17 protein-coding genes and 1 tRNA gene are annotated in these 16,816 nt (G+C 60.8%); 9 read left to right on the top strand and 9 right to left on the bottom strand.

The window, feature by feature from the left end; all coding sequences use genetic code 11:
• The first annotated feature begins 100 nt into the window (after positions 1-100).
• From argS to INS80_RS18080, 6 genes are all read left to right on the top strand, one after another.
• The gene (argS, locus tag INS80_RS18105) at positions 101-1,846 is read left to right on the top strand and encodes an arginine--tRNA ligase (protein WP_192967342.1); all 1,746 of its coding nucleotides are present in this window, start codon (positions 101-103) and stop codon (positions 1,844-1,846) included.
• Positions 1,847-1,941: 95 nt separating this feature from the next.
• Entirely contained in the window at positions 1,942-3,186 is a 1,245-nt protein-coding gene (locus INS80_RS18100; RefSeq protein ID WP_192966951.1) for an SPOR domain-containing protein, read from the top strand.
• A 17-nt stretch (positions 3,187-3,203) separates the two neighbouring features.
• Positions 3,204-4,190, top strand: a complete 987-nt coding sequence (gene nagZ / locus INS80_RS18095) for a beta-N-acetylhexosaminidase (protein WP_369411434.1) — start codon at positions 3,204-3,206, stop codon at positions 4,188-4,190.
• Positions 4,183-4,980, top strand: a complete 798-nt coding sequence (locus tag INS80_RS18090; RefSeq protein WP_192966949.1) for a segregation and condensation protein A — start codon at positions 4,183-4,185, stop codon at positions 4,978-4,980. Before nagZ ends, INS80_RS18090 begins: the two co-directional genes overlap by 8 nt.
• Positions 4,980-5,648: an SMC-Scp complex subunit ScpB gene (gene scpB, locus INS80_RS18085; RefSeq protein WP_192966948.1), complete on the top strand. Its 669-nt coding sequence runs from the start codon at positions 4,980-4,982 to the stop codon at positions 5,646-5,648. Before INS80_RS18090 ends, scpB begins: the two co-directional genes overlap by 1 nt.
• Positions 5,649-5,713: 65 nt before the next feature.
• On the top strand, positions 5,714-5,938 hold the full coding sequence (locus INS80_RS18080; RefSeq protein ID WP_192966947.1) for a hypothetical protein: 225 nt from the start codon (positions 5,714-5,716) through the stop codon (positions 5,936-5,938).
• 16 nt (positions 5,939-5,954) lie between these two features.
• Here the strand turns inward: INS80_RS18080 and INS80_RS18075 are convergent, their stop codons facing one another.
• From INS80_RS18075 to INS80_RS18040, 8 genes are all read right to left on the bottom strand, one after another.
• Positions 5,955-7,034 (bottom strand): 2'-deoxycytidine 5'-triphosphate deaminase, encoded by a 1,080-nt coding sequence (locus INS80_RS18075; RefSeq protein ID WP_192966946.1) that lies wholly within the window; start codon positions 7,032-7,034, stop codon positions 5,955-5,957.
• A 115-nt stretch (positions 7,035-7,149) separates the two neighbouring features.
• Positions 7,150-7,226: transfer RNA gene (locus tag INS80_RS18070), tRNA-Pro, on the bottom strand.
• A 72-nt stretch (positions 7,227-7,298) separates the two neighbouring features.
• On the bottom strand, positions 7,299-8,945 hold the full coding sequence (locus INS80_RS18065) for a MerR family transcriptional regulator (RefSeq protein WP_192966945.1): 1,647 nt from the start codon (positions 8,943-8,945) through the stop codon (positions 7,299-7,301).
• 44 nt (positions 8,946-8,989) lie between these two features.
• A complete protein-coding gene (ihfA, locus tag INS80_RS18060) occupies positions 8,990-9,292 on the bottom strand; it encodes an integration host factor subunit alpha (RefSeq protein WP_065273243.1) in 303 nt (100 codons plus the stop codon).
• A gap of 92 nt (positions 9,293-9,384) precedes the next feature.
• Positions 9,385-10,356 carry a beta-ketoacyl-ACP synthase III gene (locus INS80_RS18055; protein WP_192966944.1) on the bottom strand — a complete coding sequence of 324 codons (972 nt, stop codon included), beginning with the start codon at positions 10,354-10,356 and terminating at the stop codon, positions 9,385-9,387.
• A 22-nt stretch (positions 10,357-10,378) separates the two neighbouring features.
• On the bottom strand, positions 10,379-11,485 hold the full coding sequence (plsX, locus tag INS80_RS18050; protein WP_192966943.1) for a phosphate acyltransferase PlsX: 1,107 nt from the start codon (positions 11,483-11,485) through the stop codon (positions 10,379-10,381).
• A 40-nt stretch (positions 11,486-11,525) separates the two neighbouring features.
• The gene (rpmF, locus tag INS80_RS18045; protein ID WP_192966942.1) at positions 11,526-11,732 is read right to left on the bottom strand and encodes a 50S ribosomal protein L32; all 207 of its coding nucleotides are present in this window, start codon (positions 11,730-11,732) and stop codon (positions 11,526-11,528) included.
• 238 nt (positions 11,733-11,970) lie between these two features.
• On the bottom strand, positions 11,971-12,507 hold the full coding sequence (locus INS80_RS18040) for a YceD family protein (RefSeq protein ID WP_192966941.1): 537 nt from the start codon (positions 12,505-12,507) through the stop codon (positions 11,971-11,973).
• Positions 12,508-12,617: 110 nt separating this feature from the next.
• Here INS80_RS18040 and INS80_RS18035 point away from each other — a divergent pair, with 110 nt between their 5' ends.
• The 3 genes from INS80_RS18035 to INS80_RS18025 all read left to right on the top strand — a co-directional run bounded on the left by INS80_RS18035 (position 12,618) and on the right by INS80_RS18025 (position 15,873).
• Positions 12,618-13,088 (top strand): outer membrane protein assembly factor BamE, encoded by a 471-nt coding sequence (locus INS80_RS18035; RefSeq protein WP_192966940.1) that lies wholly within the window; start codon positions 12,618-12,620, stop codon positions 13,086-13,088.
• Between the two features lie 139 nt (positions 13,089-13,227).
• A complete protein-coding gene (locus tag INS80_RS18030; protein WP_226892668.1) occupies positions 13,228-13,977 on the top strand; it encodes a GNAT family N-acetyltransferase in 750 nt (249 codons plus the stop codon).
• Between the two features lie 84 nt (positions 13,978-14,061).
• Positions 14,062-15,873 (top strand): ABC-F family ATP-binding cassette domain-containing protein, encoded by a 1,812-nt coding sequence (locus INS80_RS18025; protein WP_226892667.1) that lies wholly within the window; start codon positions 14,062-14,064, stop codon positions 15,871-15,873.
• Positions 15,874-16,042: 169 nt separating this feature from the next.
• Here INS80_RS18025 and INS80_RS18020 read toward each other — a convergent pair whose 3' ends face one another.
• The gene (locus INS80_RS18020) at positions 16,043-16,798 is read right to left on the bottom strand and encodes a 3-hydroxyacyl-CoA dehydrogenase (protein ID WP_192966939.1); all 756 of its coding nucleotides are present in this window, start codon (positions 16,796-16,798) and stop codon (positions 16,043-16,045) included.
• Positions 16,799-16,816 lie beyond the last annotated feature (18 nt).

Below are 16,816 nucleotides of genomic sequence, written 5' to 3'. Positions count from 1 at the left end.
CACACGCATACGCGCGCCTCGAGAGCAGTGTTCGGCGTGATTTGGTTGACCGTCGGCGCAGGCGTGGGTATCCGCTAGGCAAAGCAATAGGATGCCCGATATGAACCTCTTTACCGATATCCGCTCGCTCGTGATCGACAGCCTCGTGGCCCTGACCGCTGAAGGCGTGCTGCCTGAGGGGCTTTCCTTTGACAATGTCGCGGTGGAGCCGCCGCGTGATCCGGCGCATGGGGATATGGCGACAAATGCCGCCATGGTGCTGGCCAAACCGGCCAAGGCCAAGCCTCGCGACATCGCCGAGGCGCTGGCTGCACATCTGGCGAAGGATGAGCGCATCACCTCAGCCGAGGTCGCGGGTCCAGGTTTCCTGAACCTGCGTTTGGCGGACGGGGTCTGGCAGGGCGTGCTGGCTTCGGTTCTGGAAAGTGGCCCCTTATATGGCCGCTCTGACATGGGCGCGGGCAAGCGGGTCAACGTGGAGTATGTTTCGGCCAACCCGACTGGTCCCCTGCACGTCGGTCATACCCGCGGCGCGGTCTTTGGCGATGCTCTGGCCTCGCTGTTGGCCTATGCGGGCTATGACGTCACCCGCGAGTACTACATCAACGATGGCGGTGGGCAGGTCGATGTTCTGGCCCGTTCTGTCTACCTGCGTTACCTTGAAGCGCATGGGCAGGAGGTCGCTTTTGAGGACGGTACCTATCCCGGCGATTACCTGATCGAGGTGGGCGAGGCGCTGAAGGATAAGGTGGGCGATGCCTATGTCGGCAAGGGCGAGGAGGTCTGGCTCGAGGAGGTGCGCAATTTCGCCACCGATGCGATGATGGATCTCATCCGCGAGGACTTGAAACTGCTCGGCATCGAAATGGACGTCTTCTTTTCCGAGAAATCCCTCTACGGCACCGGCCGGATCGAGGCCGCCCTGGAAAGCCTCGATGCGAAGGGACTGATCTATCAGGGCGTTCTTGAGCCTCCGAAAGGCAAGAAGCCTGACGATTGGGAGCCGCGCGAGCAGACCCTGTTCAAATCCACCGAACACGGTGATGACGTGGATCGCCCGGTCAAGAAATCCGATGGCGCCTGGACCTACTTTGCGCCCGATATCGCCTATCACTATGACAAGGTGAGCCGCGGCTTTGACATGCTGATCGACATCTTTGGTGCCGACCACGGTGGCTATGTCAAACGCATGAAAGCAGCCGTTTCGGCCCTGTCGGATGGCAAGGTGCCGCTCGATATCAAGCTCTGCCAGCTGGTGAAGCTGTTCAAAGACGGCCAGGAATTCAAGATGTCCAAGCGGGCAGGGACCTTTGTCACTCTGCGTGATGTGGTCGAGGCGGTCGGCCCTGATGTCACCCGCTTCATGCTGCTCACCCGCAAGAACGATCAGGGCTTTGACTTTGATCTCGACAAGGCGCTGGAGCAGTCAAAGGACAACCCGGTCTTTTATGTGCAGTATGCCAACGCGCGGATTTGCTCGACGCTTCGAAAGGCGCAAGACGCCGGGATCGCGGTGGATGATGCCACATTGCAGAGTGCAGATCTGTCATTGCTGACCGCCCCGGCGCAGCAGGCGGTGGCGCGCAAGCTGGCGGAATGGCCGCGCCTGGTGGAGATCGCCGCGCGCAGCAACGAGCCGCACCGCATCGCTTTCTACCTTTACGATCTGGCCTCGGACCTGCACGGTCTGTACCACCTCGGGAAAAGCGACAAAGGTTTACGATTTGTTAATGAGAGCAGCGAAACGGCAACACATGCCAATTTGGCGCTGGCGCGGGCCGTTTCGATTGTCATTTCCGCAGGTCTTGGTATTCTAGGCGTGACCCCGGCGGAAGAGATGCGATAAAAAAACACGCACAGGCCGCCGGATCGAGGCAGTTCAAGAGACCCTGACACGCAGCGCCTCTGATGCGCTGCGTCAAATGGGCAGTGAGGCGGATAATGGCGTATTTTACGCAGGCTGGCGCGCGCCAGACCTATGAGCAAGGTGGAGTCGCCCAGGGCGCGGCTTCAGGCGGTGTTCACTATCAGCGGCAAACTTTCGTGGCACCTGAGCCCCCTCTGTCGGCTACGGGGCATCAGCCTAATGTGCAGCCTCAATCTCTTTACGTGGCTCCCGAAGCGACGCAGGCGCAACAGGGCTATGGCGGATTCGATCCGGCACAGGCTGAGATCTACGGCGCCGATGACTATGGATATGATAGCGTCGATGAGCTGGCCGAAGGCAGGCAGGGTCGCTTTGGCCGTCTTGCGGCTGTTCTGGGGGCCGCCGCGTCGCTGGCACTCGTCGTTGGGATCAGCGTCTGGGGCTACAAGCTTGTGATGCGCGATGTGAGCGGTGTCCCGGTCGTGCGCGCAGTAGAAGGTCCGATGCGGATACAGCCGGAAAACCCGGGCGGCCGCCCCGCGGACCACCAGGGACTTGCCGTCAACGCGGTTGCGGCCACCGGTACGGCAGAAGATCCCGCTGACCGTCTGGTTCTCGCGCCTCAGCCGATCGAGCTGACCGAAGACGACCGTCCCTTGTCCGAACTGGCTCAACTGGCGGAACAGGACCGCGCCGATCAGGCCGAGCCGGTTGGCGGCGCAGTTTCCGAACGTACCATGGCAGCTTATCAGAGCGGTGAAATCGACACTCTGGTTGCTCAGTTGACCGAGGGCGTTGAGCCGCTTGAAGCCCTTGGCGACAGGGGGGAGCAGGTAAAGGTTGAGCCGGTCTCTGCGCCGGTCATCGTGCAGCCGGAACCGCTCAAACCAGTGGAAATCGCTGCCGTGGCAGCCGCGCCGCAACCCTCCGCAGCCTTGCTCAAGGCGCCGGGGGTGAAGATCTCTTTGCGCCCCAATGTGCGCCCTGCGCGGTTCACTCCGGCTGCTGATCCGGGAGCTCTCGCAACCACGGCGAGTGTGCTTGAAGTGTCCCCGGACAGCCTGCCAGCAGGGACCCGTCTTGCCCAGCTCGGCGCCTATGAAAGCGCCGAGGTCGCTCGCGCCGAATGGGATCGTATCTATGCTCAGTTCGAAGATTACCTCGCCGACAAGAAACGTGTGATCCAGCGCGCCGAAAGCGGTGGCCGTACCTTCTACAGGCTGCGCGCCATGGGCTTTGACGGCCTCTCCGATGCGCGGCGCTTCTGTTCGGCGCTTGTGGCGGGTAACGCGGACTGCATCCCCGTCACCACCCGATGAGCGGCTTTGGGGCCACAATGCTCGATGCGACAGGGCTGCGCCTGACCACAGAGGAAAAAGCGCTGTTTCGCGAGATGGATCCTTTTGGGTTCATCCTGTTTGCCAGAAATATCGATAGTTCCCATCAGGTTCGCGCCCTTTGCAATGACATGCGCGAAGCGGTTGGCCGTGACTGTCTGATCACCATCGACCAGGAAGGCGGACGCGTGCAGCGCCTGCGAGCGCCGCTGGCACGCGAATGGATGGCGCCTATGGATCACGCCGTGCAGGCGGGGTCGGCCGCGCGCCGTGCCATGTACCTGCGCTATCGCCTGATCTCGCACGAGCTACGCGCCCTTGGAATCGATAGCAACTGCGCGCCGCTTGCTGATATCGCTGGGGCCGAGACCCATCCTTTCCTGAAAAACCGCTGCTATGGTGAGACGGCTGCTGAGGTGGCGGATCTGGCCCGTGCGGTGGCCGACGGACATCTGGACGGCGGCGTTGTGCCGGTCTTGAAACACATCCCCGGCCATGGGCGTGCTATGGCGGACAGCCATTACGATCTACCTCATGTCACGACACCGTTGGAAGAATTGGACAAGACGGACTTTGCCCCGTTTCGCGCCCTGAACGATCTTCCTATGGCAATGACCGCTCATATCGTCTTCGAGACGCTGGATGCGCGCCCTGCGACCCTGTCATCTGCTGCAATGGGGATGATCCGCCAGAGGATCGGTTTTGACGGGCTGATCATGACCGATGATATCTCGATGAAGGCCCTGGAAGGCACCCCGCAGGAGATCGCGCAGCACTCACGAGCTGCGGGATGCGATATCGTCCTGTTGTGCAATGCCGACCTCCCCACACGCGCAGCAGTGGCCGAAGCCGCCGGTCGCTTGGATGAGATCGGGCAAAAGCGCGCAGAAAAAGCCGTTGAAGCGCGTAAAACGCCTGCGCCGCTTGACATAGAAGCCGCCGAGGCCGAACTTGCTGCCCTGATGGGCGGAAAGGTCGATGTCTGAAGATACCCTGTTTCCGGAAACGGATGAGCCGTCGGTCGAAGACCGTCTGGCCGCCGAGGCGCTGATTGTCGATGTCGACGGCTATGAGGGGCCGCTCGACCTGTTGCTGATGCTGTCGCGTACCCAGAAAGTGGACCTGCGGCGCATTTCGGTTTTGGAGCTGGCTCGGCAATACCTTGCATTTGTGGAGCGCGCCAAGGAGCTGCGCATCGAACTTGCGGCGGACTACCTTGTCATGGCTGCCTGGCTGGCCTTTCTGAAATCGCGTCTGCTGTTGCCGCCCGACCCCGAAGAAGAAGGTCCCTCGGGTGAGGAGCTTGCTGCGCACCTGGCCTTTCAGCTCGAACGGCTGCAGGCGATGCGCGATGCCGCCGCGCGCCTTATGGGACGGGATCAACTGGGCCGTGATTTCTTTGCCCGTGGACAAAGCGAAACAGTGGAACGGATCCGCACTGTCACCTATAGCGCCAATCTTCTCGATCTGATGCAGGGCTATGCGCGTATCCGCACCCGTGATGATTTCCGGCCCTTTGTGATGGATCGCGACTCGGTCTTCACCATGGAGGAAGCGCTTGAGCGCATGCGCGGCCTCGTCGGCTTTACCGGCAGTTGGACCGATATGTTGAGCTACCTGCCTGACGGCTGGCACAGTGATCCTGTAAAACGCCGCTCGGCGACGGCAGCTACCTTTGCGGCCTCGCTGCAACTGGTCAAGGAAGGCCAGGTGGAACTGCGCCAGAGCGAAACCTTTGCACCAATTCAGTTGCGCCATGTGAATGGGGACCCCTGATGGAAGACTTCAGCAACTCTGAGACCGAGGCCTCCGAAAGCCTTTTTGAGGCCCCGCCCATGGCTGAACAGGAGCGCATGGTCGAAGCGGTTCTTTTTGCCAGCACCGAGCCTGTCACGATCCGCGATCTGGAGTCCCGCATGCCGCACGGTTGCAATCCAGGCGAGGCGCTCGAATATCTGCGCAAACGCTACGAGGGGCGCGGGGTGCGGGTCGTGCGTGTGGGCGATGCCTGGGCAATTCGCACCGCGCCTGACCTTGGCTTTCTGATGCAGAAGGAAATCGTAGAGACCCGCAAGCTGAGCCGCGCCGCGATCGAAACCCTTGCCATCATCGCCTATCACCAGCCGGTGACGCGCGCCGAGATAGAGGAAATTCGCGGTGTTTCGGTTTCGCGCGGGACCATCGACCAGCTCTTGGAGATGGAATGGATCCGTCTTGGCCGTCGTCGGATGACACCGGGGCGCCCGGTCACATTTGTGGTGACGCCGGTGTTCCTCGATCATTTTGGTCTGGAAAGCGCGCGGGATCTTCCGGGGCTCAAGGAGCTGAGGGCCGCAGGACTTCTGGAAAGCCGACCGCCGCCGGGCAGCTTCCCGTTGGGGCAGGGGAGCGAGGATTCGGGGGAGGATGAGTCCGGCGAGCAGCCAGAGCTGTTTGAGAGCTAAGGCCTGCGCCCAGAAATTGTCAGATTCCTGCGCTATCTCGGGTCGGACAGAAGCGGAGCCATGCCATGAACATCGAGTCCATCTTCAATATGATCGTGCGCCGCCTCGTAGGGCGGGCGGTCAATAAAGGGGTCGATGCCGGGATCAACGCGGTTGCTGGCAGAGGCATTGGACGCGGCAACAGGCCCGTAACCCCGGCCGAAGCCGAAGAGCGCGCTGAACGAGAGCGCATCCGTACCATGCGGCAGGAACGCCGCGCCAGACGCGCACAGCGTGATCAGCGGAGCTGATGGCGCTGGTCGCGGTCTACTGCGGGTTTTTGAAGTGTTTGGACAGCTTCAGCCCCTGTCCTTGATAGTTGGAGGAGATACCGGCTCCATAGAGCTGCTGCGGCACCTCGGCCATGCGTTCATAGACCAGACGTCCGACGACCTGACCGTGCTCCAGTACAAAAGGCGCCTCGTGGCAGCGCACCTCCAGCACCCCACGTGATCCCGCTCCACCGGCCGAGGCATGGCCGAAACCGGGATCGAAGAAGCCCGCGTAATGCACCCGGAATTCCCCCACCATAGCCAGATAAGGCGCCATCTCGGCGGCATAGGCGGGCGGGATATGCACCGCCTCGCGGCTGACGAGGATGTAGAATGCGCCTGGGTCCAGAATGATGCGGCCCTTGGTGGTGCGCACCTCTTCCCAATAGTCCTGCGGATCATATGCTCCGATCCGGTCCAGATCGATCACCCCGGTGTGGGGTTTGGCGCGATACCCCACCAAATCGCTGCCCGGAAGCTGAAGGTCGACGGAAAACCCAAGGCCGTCCTCGATTACCGCATCGCCATCCACCAGCGGACTTTGGGCATGGAGCTTGAAAAGCTCCTGATCGCTCAAGACAGCCTGACCGGTGCGGAAGCGGATTTGATTGAGGCGCATGCCCGGCCGCACCAGAACGGAAAAGGACCGCGGGCAGATTTCAGCATACAAAGGGCCGGTATAGCCCGGTTTGATCCGGTCGAACTCTTCGCCGCCATCGGTTATGGTCCGTGTAAGAAGGTCAAGGCGCCCGGTTGAGCTTTTGGCATTAGCGACGGCTGAGACGTCCTGCGGCAGGGCCAGTCCCTCCATCAGCGGCACCACGTAGACGCAGCCCTTTTCAAGAACCGCACCGCCATCCAGATCGATGCGGTGCATTTCAAATTCCGAGAGGCGGTCGGCAACGGTATTGCCATGGCCTGACAAGAACGAGGCGCGCACGCGGTAAGCCACATGACCAAGGCGCAGATCAAGGCTTGCCGGCTGTATCTGGCCCTCGATCAGCGGTTCGGACAAGGTGATTTCACCGTGGCTTAGCATGGTCTCCAGCCTCTGGCTGGGTAATACGCCTGTCATATCCGCTCTCCCCTCTGGCCGGGCCCGGCCCGGTGTGCTGCGATGGGCAAACACCGTAACCCCCGGTTACAGATACACAAAACGCCTGGGTGCGCAAACACCCAGGCGTTTTGTATGGTCGGGCTAGCAGGACTCGAACCTGCGACCTTCCGTCCCCCAGACGGACGCGCTACCAGGCTGCGCCATAGCCCGCTGAGGGGCTTTCTAGCGGTTTTCGCAGCGGGGGCAAGAGGCATTGCCAAGAATTTCCCGCGCTATGCAGATTTATTTTCCGTCGAGCCAGCCGCGGAGTTCCGCGACGCAGCCCGCCACCTCATCCCGGGACTGTGGCGGGATTTGCGTGGTTTGCGCCAATAAGGCAAGGAGGCCGGGGCGAAGGTTCACCTGCGCGGCCAGATCCTCGTCTGGAACAGCGATGATTCGCGGTGCTGAACCGGTCAAAGAGGCGCTTTCGAGATCCGAAGCCTTGGACTGGTCTGCTGCAGCGGCATCACTTTGCGGCTCTGACGATAGCGGAGCCTGATCCTCCAGAGGAGCAGGGCCAGTACTCGGCAAGGCGGCAGCGGCCCCTTCTGCAGAAAGAGGCGCCTGCGGCGCAGATTCCGCCATGCTGGTATCAGCGGAAAACTCGTCATCTTCGGCAGCGGCACTTGGTTCCCCGATTTCCTCCGACAGCGGCGTGATGGCGGCTGCTGTGTCGTCGCCGAGTTGGACCTCGGATTGCGGAAGGCTTTCCGGTGCAGGGTCACTCGCCGTAAAGACCGGAGCGTCGCCTGACGGGGGATCCCCAGCGGCTGCGGATTCGGTCCCGAGTATCGGCGCATCGGTTTCCGACGACACGGATTCTGGCGCGTCCATCAGGGGGAGATGGCTTTCCTCCGCAGCTGGCTCAAAAGGTGTGGCATCTGACGCTTGCGAGACTTCGGCCAATGCCGCAGGCTCCTCGGTCGACGGGGCTGACTCGGATGGATCCGGGCTGCCCAGATCCATCATGAATTGTTCCGGCTCAGCGGGTTCGGCCGGATCAACAGATGTGCTGTGTGCCGCTGCAGTGGCCGCGTCATCGTCGTCCCCAAACGCTGCGGTCGTTTCCAAATCGGCCGCATCGTCAGCACCCTCTGCTAGCTGTTCTGGCTGCTGGACGTCCGTGGCAGGCACGCCCACTGCCATTTCGCTTTCTGCGAGCGGATCTGCTTCCGCTGGGGAAAGGTTTTCGGAGGGCGGGGTCTGCGTGTTGATATCATCAGTCGGTGTGAGGGGCGCCGACGTGTCCTCAGCTTCGGCAGTGGAATCGGGTTCAGCCCTGACTGGCTCGGATTGGCCTGCAGGGGAAGCAGCCTCTATTGCAACCTCAGTTTCGGTCTCGTCGCCAGTCGCGTCCGGTGATGTGAGGTTTTCGGCGTGCTCTGTGTCGTTGGGCGCGTCACGGTCCCCCTCTCCTGAAGCCTGATGCGAATGAGATTCCGAGGGCGATTTGCCAGAATCTAACGGCTCGTTGCTCGAAGGAATGAAACCTACGTCTTCGGGCGCGTCGCCTTCAATAGTCTCCGGCTCCTCTTTTGCCACCGTGCTGGACGTCGTCGTCCCGGCGTTCGCGCTGTCATTGCCCGCAGGTTGCTCGCCCGGCGCCGTTGCGTCCAGGCTGTGAGACATTTCGGAAACGTGTGAAATACCGAGATCGCGCAGGATGGCCTGCACTTCTTTGATCGACATGCCGTCGTCATGCAGCAGTTTGCGGATTCCGCCCAAGAGCAACATATCGGCGGGGCGATAGTACCTGCGTCCACCGGCCCGTTTGATCGGCTTGACTTGGGTGAATTTGCTTTCCCAGAAGCGCAAAACATGCGCTTGCACCCCCAGCCACTCCGCCACTTCGCTGATCGTGCGGAAGGCGTCTGGTGATTTGGACATGGATAATGGTTCCGTTGCTTTGGACCGATGCCGTTCAGCTGAGTTCAGCTGCGGTTGCCGTCGGCGACGCGGTCTTTCATCAAATGAGAGGGCCGGAAGGTCAGCACGCGGCGCGGCTGGATCGGAACCTCTTCGCCAGTCTTGGGGTTGCGGCCCACACGCGCGGTTTTGTCCCTGACGCTAAAGGTCCCGAAAGAAGAGATTTTCACCTGCTCCCCCCGTACCAAAGCGTCGGACATGTGCTGCAACATGCTTTCGACCAGCTGTGCGCTTTCGTTGCGCGACAGGCCGACTTCGCGGAAAACGGCCTCACTCAGGTCCATTCGCGTCAGAGTTTTTTCACTCATACCAATCCCCGTTGTTTGCTCAAGCATAGGGTGTGGTGAATTTCACTGTCAATATCAATGAATTGCAGGGCGCCAGATTGCGCAGCCCCGTGCTACCAGCGCAGCACAACCGCCCCCCAGGCCAGCCCGCCGCCAATCGCTTCGGTCACAATCAGGTCACCGGGTTTGATCTGACCGCGTTCCTTGCCAACAGACAGGGCCAGCGGGATTGAGGCGGCAGAGGTATTTCCGTGGTCCTGAACGGTAACAACGACGTTGTCCATGCTCAGGCCCATCTTCTTGGCCGTACCCTGGATGATGCGGATATTGGCCTGATGCGGCACGATCCAATCGACATCTTGGGCAGCCAACCCGGCCCGATCCAGTGCGGTGGTTGCTGTCTTGGCCAGTTTCTCAACCGCATGGCGGAACACCTGGTTGCCTTGCATGCGCAGATGCCCGGTCGATTGCGTCGAAACCCCACCATCCACGTAAAGGAGGTCCTTATAGCGCCCGTCCGAATTGAGATCGGTCGACAGGATGCCGCGGTCCGCGTTAGAGCCTTTGCCGGTCTGCGCTTCAAGGATCAGCGCGCCAGCGCCGTCGCCAAACAGAACGCAGGTCGAACGATCGGTCCAGTCCATGATGCGGGAGAATGTTTCCGCCCCGATGACCAGCACACGGTCGGCCTGACCCGAGGCGATCAACGCATTGGCATTGCAAAGCGCATAAACAAAGCCCGCACAGACCGCCTGCACGTCAAAGGCAAATCCTCGGGTCATACCCAGTTGGGCTTGCACCATCGTCGCGGCAGACGGAAAGGTCAGATCGGCTGTCGAGGTTGCCAGCACAATGGCATCGATGTCATCGGCTGTGAGTTGTGCATCTTTGAGGGCGGCCTCTGCTGCTGCGGTCGCCATCGACGAGGTGGTTTCGCCTTCAGAAGCAAAGTGGCGCCGCTCGATACCTGAGCGTGCGCGAATCCATTCGTCCGATGTGTCCAGCGTCTTCTCGAATTCCGCGTTTTCCACCACCCGTTCGGGAAGATAGTGTCCTGTGCCTACTACTACTGCACGTCGCGTCATTCGTTGCCTGCCTTTACGGGTGTTATTCTGAGGTAGAGCGCGTATCGCCTGCCGTAGCGGCATCTTGGGTGCGCTCGACGGCGGATGCAACCCTTGCCGCCAGTTTATCGGCAAAGCCCTGCTCGGCCAGACGGAAGGCTAGCTTCACGGCGGCGGAAACGCCCGTGGCATCGGCGCCACCGTGCGATTTCACGACCGTGCCATTGAGGCCGAGAAAGACACCGCCATTGACGCGACGCGGATCAAGCCGCTTGGCCAGCCGAGACAGCGAGCTGTAGGCCAGAATCGCTGCCAGTTTGGACATGAAGGAATACTCGAACGCCTCTTTCACTGCGGTGCGCAGCAGGCTGGCGGTGCCTTCGCCTGTCTTGATTGCCACATTGCCGGTAAAGCCGTCGGTGACGATCACGTCGGCAACATTGCCTGGAATATCGCTGCCTTCCACGAACCCGACAAAGTCATAATCGGCGGCAGAGGCGTTGTCGGCGATCAGCGCGTGGGCTTCCTTTAACTCCGCACTGCCCTTGTGTTCTTCGGTTCCCACGTTCAGTAGGCCAATGCGGGGACGGGCGATGTCCATCGAGTTGCGCGTGTAGGAGGTGCCCATCAGAGCGTATTGCAGCAGATCCTGAGCATCCGCCCGCACATCCGCGCCCACATCGAGCATCACGTTGAAGCCCTGAGGATTGCGTGACGGCCAGAGAATCGCGATGGCAGGACGGTTCACGCCAGGGATCTTGCGCAGGCGTAACATGCTGAGCGCCATCAGTGCCCCGGTATTGCCGCAAGAGACGACGCCTGCCGCCTCACCGTTCTTCACGGCATCGAGGGCCGACCACATGGACGTGCCCTTGCCGTTGCGCATAACCTGGCTGGGCTTGTCGTCCATGGTGACGACCTTGTCCGCATGACGAATAACGACGCGATCCTTCAGGATGCGTCGTTTGGCAACCAGCGGCGCCAGTTCGTCTTCAGGGCCATGCAGAAGAAAGGCGATACGCTCATTCTTCTCGGCAGATTTCGCGATGCCGGCCACAACAGCAGTGGGGCCGGCATCTCCGCCCATAGCATCGACAGAAATCACGATTCGGCCAGAGTGTTCCGCAGATCGATCGGGTGTGCCCGTCATTGGTATGCCTGCCTGGCGTTACGTGAATAGGAAGGGGGGCTTAGGCCGCGTCCTCATCCAGGTCGATTTCGTCGTTTGCCGCGATGATTTCCTTGTCATCATAGTGACCGCAGGAGGGGCACACGTGATGCGGACGGCGAAGTTCGCCGCAGCTGGAGCATTCGTTGGGATTTGCAGCAACCAGGGCATCGTGCGCACGACGGTTGTTGCGGCGCGATTTGGATACTTTGTTCTGTTGGACGGCCATGTCTCAACCTTTGTCTGCTTGGCGCCTTGGGGCCTTCCCCGCCGCGCGATTTCATTGTCGTGTCGTGATCGGTGTGACGTGCGTTTAGGCCGCAGCCTGTCCGATGTCCAACCAAAAATTCCGATGAGCGCGCGAAAATACTGCGAATCCTTTTCGGCGCAAGCTGTTTTTTAGGGGAGGCGCGGGCGCAGCGCCAGCAATAAATGCGCAGCACAGCCTTTTGCGGCCTCCCGCGGGCTCAGTCCTTGTTTTTGAGCTGGTCCTTGAGTGCGGACAGGGCCGCAAAGGGCTTGGTGTCCTCATCACGCATCGGCGCAACACCTGGTGCGGTAAAAACCGCCTCACCAAGTTCCTGGCCCTCTTTGCGAGGGTAGGCGGGAACCGCCAGGCTCAGAGCCTCGATCATTACTCCGTGCGGGTCGATATGGCTGCCCAACGGTTCGGTGGTGTCATCTTCGGGCATTTCGACCTCATCGCCCTCGGGCGTTTCATAGGTCGCGAGGTACTGGCGCTGCACTTTCTGGTCGATCCGCGTCGTCACCGGCTCCAGCGTCACAACGCAGTCCTGCACCACGGTCGCACCGAGCATCCCCTCCAGAACCCAGTCCCGTTTTCCACTTGCACGGATTTCACCGGTAAAGCGCAGCTTGCGCAAGGCGTTCAGTCCAAGCTCCTCGGCCAGCGCGGCCAGATCGGCGCCTTCGGGGCGAATTTCAAAGGGCGTCGGGGCGTTTTGGGACAGATCCGCCACGCGCAAAGCTGTGCTCTCGGACATTTGAGGGACTTTCGTTTCTTGAACCACAAGCGTGCATTAGGTAAGCGGGATGGGCGGTGTAATCAAGCCGGGGCATGGGCCCCGACATGCGCAGACTATCGGGGGGCATCATGGGTGCACGGTCAATTCGTCTGAAAACGGTGTTTCGGGGCATGGTGATGCTGCTAGCGCTCGGGGCGATGGCCGCCTGCTCGGCAACCATTCGCAAGCACGGCTATGTGCCGCCGGATGAGCAACTTGCCGAAGTCGTCGTGGGTGTCGACACCCGCGACTCGGTTGCCGAAACCCTGGGGCTGCCCAGCTCGTCCGGGGTTTTGAATGACGGGGGATATTATTACGTGTCGACCCGCATGCGCCACTATGGGGCGGCGGAACCAAAGCCGGTATCCCGTGATCTGGTTGCGGTGAACTTTGACAAGAACGGCGTTGTGACGGGCGTTCAGAAGTTCGGCCTGGAAGATGGCCGTGTCATTCCGCTGCAGCGCCGTGTGACCTCCTCCAGCATCGAGGACAAGACCTTCCTGCGTCAGTTGATCGGCAACCTTGGCAACTTTGGTCCGGGTGCACTTTTGGAACAGTGATTCTGTCCAAGCGGGGTTGTCCTTTCGGGAGAGCGTCGTCTGGATGTGATGTTAAACTGTTTGGGTAAGTGGGCGCGCGTGTTAGGACCGGGCAAGCGACCAAATCTGGGCGCGCTTTGTCCTGCAAGAGGGTCCTAGGATGACGCATCAGATGACGCTTCTGGCCAAAGGCCGCTATGTTGCGCGTATTGCGGAAACGGCGGGGGATTTGCAGGCTGCACAGGCCCTGCGCGGTGCGTGTTTTTCCACTGACGGTCCCGATGCGGATAGGTTCGATAGTCTCTGCCGCCATATTCTTATTGAGGAAAAGGCCAGCGGCCGTTTGATGTGCTGTTTCAGAATGCTTGTGCTGCAGCACGCGCATCAGATCGCGGAAAGCTATTCCGCGCAGTTCTACGACCTTGCTGCGCTTGGCTCGGTTCAGGGGGGCTGCGCCGAGGTCGGGCGTTTCTGTATCCGGGAGGGGGTCATAGCGGACCCCGACATATTGCGGATGGCCTGGGGGGCGATCACGGCCATTGTGGACGCCGAGAATCTGCAACTCCTGTTCGGGTGCAGCTCTTTCAAGGGGACTGATGTTACCCCCTACATCGATAGTTTTAACTTGCTAAAGGCACGTCACCTTGCCCCGCTGCCGCTGCGGCCGAGGATAAAGGCGCCAATGGTCTTCGGCTTTTGCGATCTGCCGTGTCAGGCGCCGGATCTTCGAGCGGGGATGCGCGCCATGCCGCCTTTGCTGCGCACCTATCTGCTGATGGGGGGCTGGGTTAGCGATCATGCGGTGGTGGATGAAGCCCTGAACACGCTGCATGTTTTCACCGCAGTTGAGGTTGACGCGATCCCGGAGACGCGCAAACGTTTGTTGCGCGCGGTTGCTGAAACGGCCTGACCCTTTGCTGGCACGCACGCCGCGGCGCGCAATTTCACCCAAGGCGCCGTTGACGGGGAGCTCGGGGCGGTTTAGCTGGCGCTCATGGCACGAATTCCTCTTTTACAGATGTCCGGTATCTCGCTCACCTTTGGCGGTGAGCCCGTCTTCGCCGATCTTGATCTTGTGGTGCAGCCCGGAGACCGGGTGGCACTTGTAGGCCGTAACGGTTCGGGCAAATCCACGCTGATGAAAGTGATGGCGGGGCTTGTTGAGCCGGATCAGGGCAGCATTGTTGTGCCACCGGGTAAATCCGTCGGCTACATGGAGCAAGACCCTCAGATGAGCGGCTTTGCGACCTTGGGTGACTTTGCCGCCAGCGCGCTTGAACCTGGTGAGATGTACCGGGTGGAGCGCGCAGGCGAGGGGCTGAAGTTCGATCCCGCGCGCCCGGTTGAGACCGCATCGGGCGGGGAGCGCCGCCGCGCCGCGCTGGCCAAGCTGATGGCCGAGGCGCCGGATCTGATGCTGCTGGATGAGCCGACAAACCACCTCGATATCGAGGCGATCACATGGCTTGAGAGTGAGCTTCGGTCAACCCGCGCGGCTTATGTTCTGATCTCCCACGATCGCGCCTTTCTGCGCGCCTTGACGCGCGCGACACTCTGGATCGACAGGGGGCAGGTGCGTCGTCAGGAAAAGGGCTTTGATGCTTTCGAGGCCTGGCGCGACAAGATCTGGGAAGAAGAGGACCAGCAGCGCCACAAGTTGAACCGGTTGATCAAATCCGAAAGCCGCTGGGCGGTTGAAGGCATCTCGGCTCGGCGCAAGCGCAACATGGGCCGGGTACGTGCGCTGCAGGATCTCAAGGCTGAGCGCGCCGCCCAGATCAAACGGCAGGGTGCGGCGGAACTGGCACTTGAGGCGGGCCCCAAGTCGGGCCGCAAGGTGATCGAGGCCGAAGGCTTGGGCAAGGCCTTTGATGGCAAGGCTATCGTGTCGAATTTCTCGCTTAAGGTGCAGCGTGGCGACCGTATCGCCTTTGTCGGACCCAATGGGGCAGGGAAGACCACTCTTCTGAAGATGCTTCTGGGTATGGAGCAGCCGGATGATGGGCGGGTCACGCTTGGCACGAATCTCGAGATCGCCTTTTTCGACCAGACCCGCGATCAGCTCGACCCAGAGGCCACGCTTTGGGAGAATCTCACCACCGACCCGGCGCTTGGGATTTCCGGCAAGGCGGATCAGGTCATGGTGCGCGGTCAGCCCAAACACGTGGTGGGCTATCTAAAGGAATTCCTGTTCGATGAACGCCAGGTCCGCGCGCCGGTGCGCTCCCTGTCGGGGGGCGAAAAGGCGCGGCTCTTGCTGGCCCGTCTGATGGCGCGGCAAAGCAATCTTCTGGTGCTGGACGAACCGACCAACGATCTGGATGTGGAAACGCTGGATCTGCTTCAGGAACTGCTGGACTCATATGATGGCACGGTCCTTTTGGTGAGCCACGACCGGGATTTCCTTGATCGTGTTGCAACCACCACCATCGCCATGGAGGGGGACGGGCGCGCCACAGCCTATGCTGGGGGCTGGAGCGATTACCTGTCGCAGCGCGCCCCGAAAGAGCCAGAGGAAAAGGCCGAAAAGCCAAAGACGTCAAAGCCAAAGGCAAAGCAGGAGGCTTTGCATAAGGAAGGTCTCAGCTTCAAGGAAAAGCACCGGCTAGAGTCGCTGCCCGCCGAGATCGAGCGGCTGGAGCAGGAGATCGCCAAACTGGAGCAGCTGATGGCCGACCCGGAACTTTTCACGCGCGAGCCGATCAAGTTCAAGAAGGCCAGCGAAGCCCTTGTAGAGCGGCAGGAAAAGCTTGCTGCCGCCGAAGAGGAGTGGCTGGAACTCGAAGAAAAGGCGGAAGGGGCGTGAGTGGAGGCGCCCCTATTCATGTTTCGCATGTGAAACAATAATTAAAATCAATGTGTTTTCGTTAATTCTTAATTTACATTTTGCAATGTTTGCGAGGGTTTGATGAGAGGGAGCACCAAACAAGTGCTCCCTTTAAGTATGTGGCTTAAGTTTCTGTTAACAGGCGTGTTCAGCGCATGCGAAGGGCGCCGTCTATGCGGATCACTTCGCCATTGAGATATCCCATTTCGACGATGAAGCCGGCTAGGCGTCCGTACTCTGCAGGATCTCCCAGACGGGGCGGGTTCGGCACATCCGCTGCCAGCTGCTGCTGCACCTCTTCGGGCAGGCCAGCCAGCATCGGGGTCATGAAGATGCCCGGCGCGATGGTCATGACGCGGATGCCGGTCGAGGCGAGATCGCGCGCCATGGGCAGGCACATGCCAACAACGCCGCCCTTGGAGGCGGAATAGGCCACCTGACCCTTCTGCCCGTCAAAAGCCGCGATGGAGGCGGTGTTGATGATCACGCCGCGCGCGCCATCGGGCTCGGGCTCGTTCTTGGCGATCTCGACAGCGGCGAGGCGCGCCACGTTGAAGGTGCCCACCAGGTTGATATCGATGGTGCGCTTGTAGGCATCCAAGGGGTGCGCGCCCTCCTTGCCCACGGTCTTGATCCCATAGGCGATGCCGGCGCAGTTCACGCAGGCCGAAATGCGGCCCATCTTTTCGGCGGCAAAGGTGATTGCGGCAGCAACAGAGTCTTCGTCCGTTACGTCGGTTTCCACAAAGAAGCCGCCAATCTCGGCCGCGACCTTGGTGCCGCGTTCGGCGTCGCGATCGAGAATGGTGACCTTGGCGCCATTGTCGGCAAAATGGCGGGCCGTGGCCTCACCAAGACCGGATGCGCCGCCGGTGATCACAGCACATGTCTGATCAAGTTTCATGAAAGGGGTCCTCCCGGT

Origin of the sequence: Phycobacter azelaicus (assembly GCF_014884385.1) — a bacterium.
GTDB lineage: Bacteria > Pseudomonadota > Alphaproteobacteria > Rhodobacterales > Rhodobacteraceae > Phycobacter > Phycobacter azelaicus.
The sequence above is the reverse complement of the archived record's forward strand: the minus strand, read 5'-3'. Positions and strand labels throughout refer to the sequence as shown.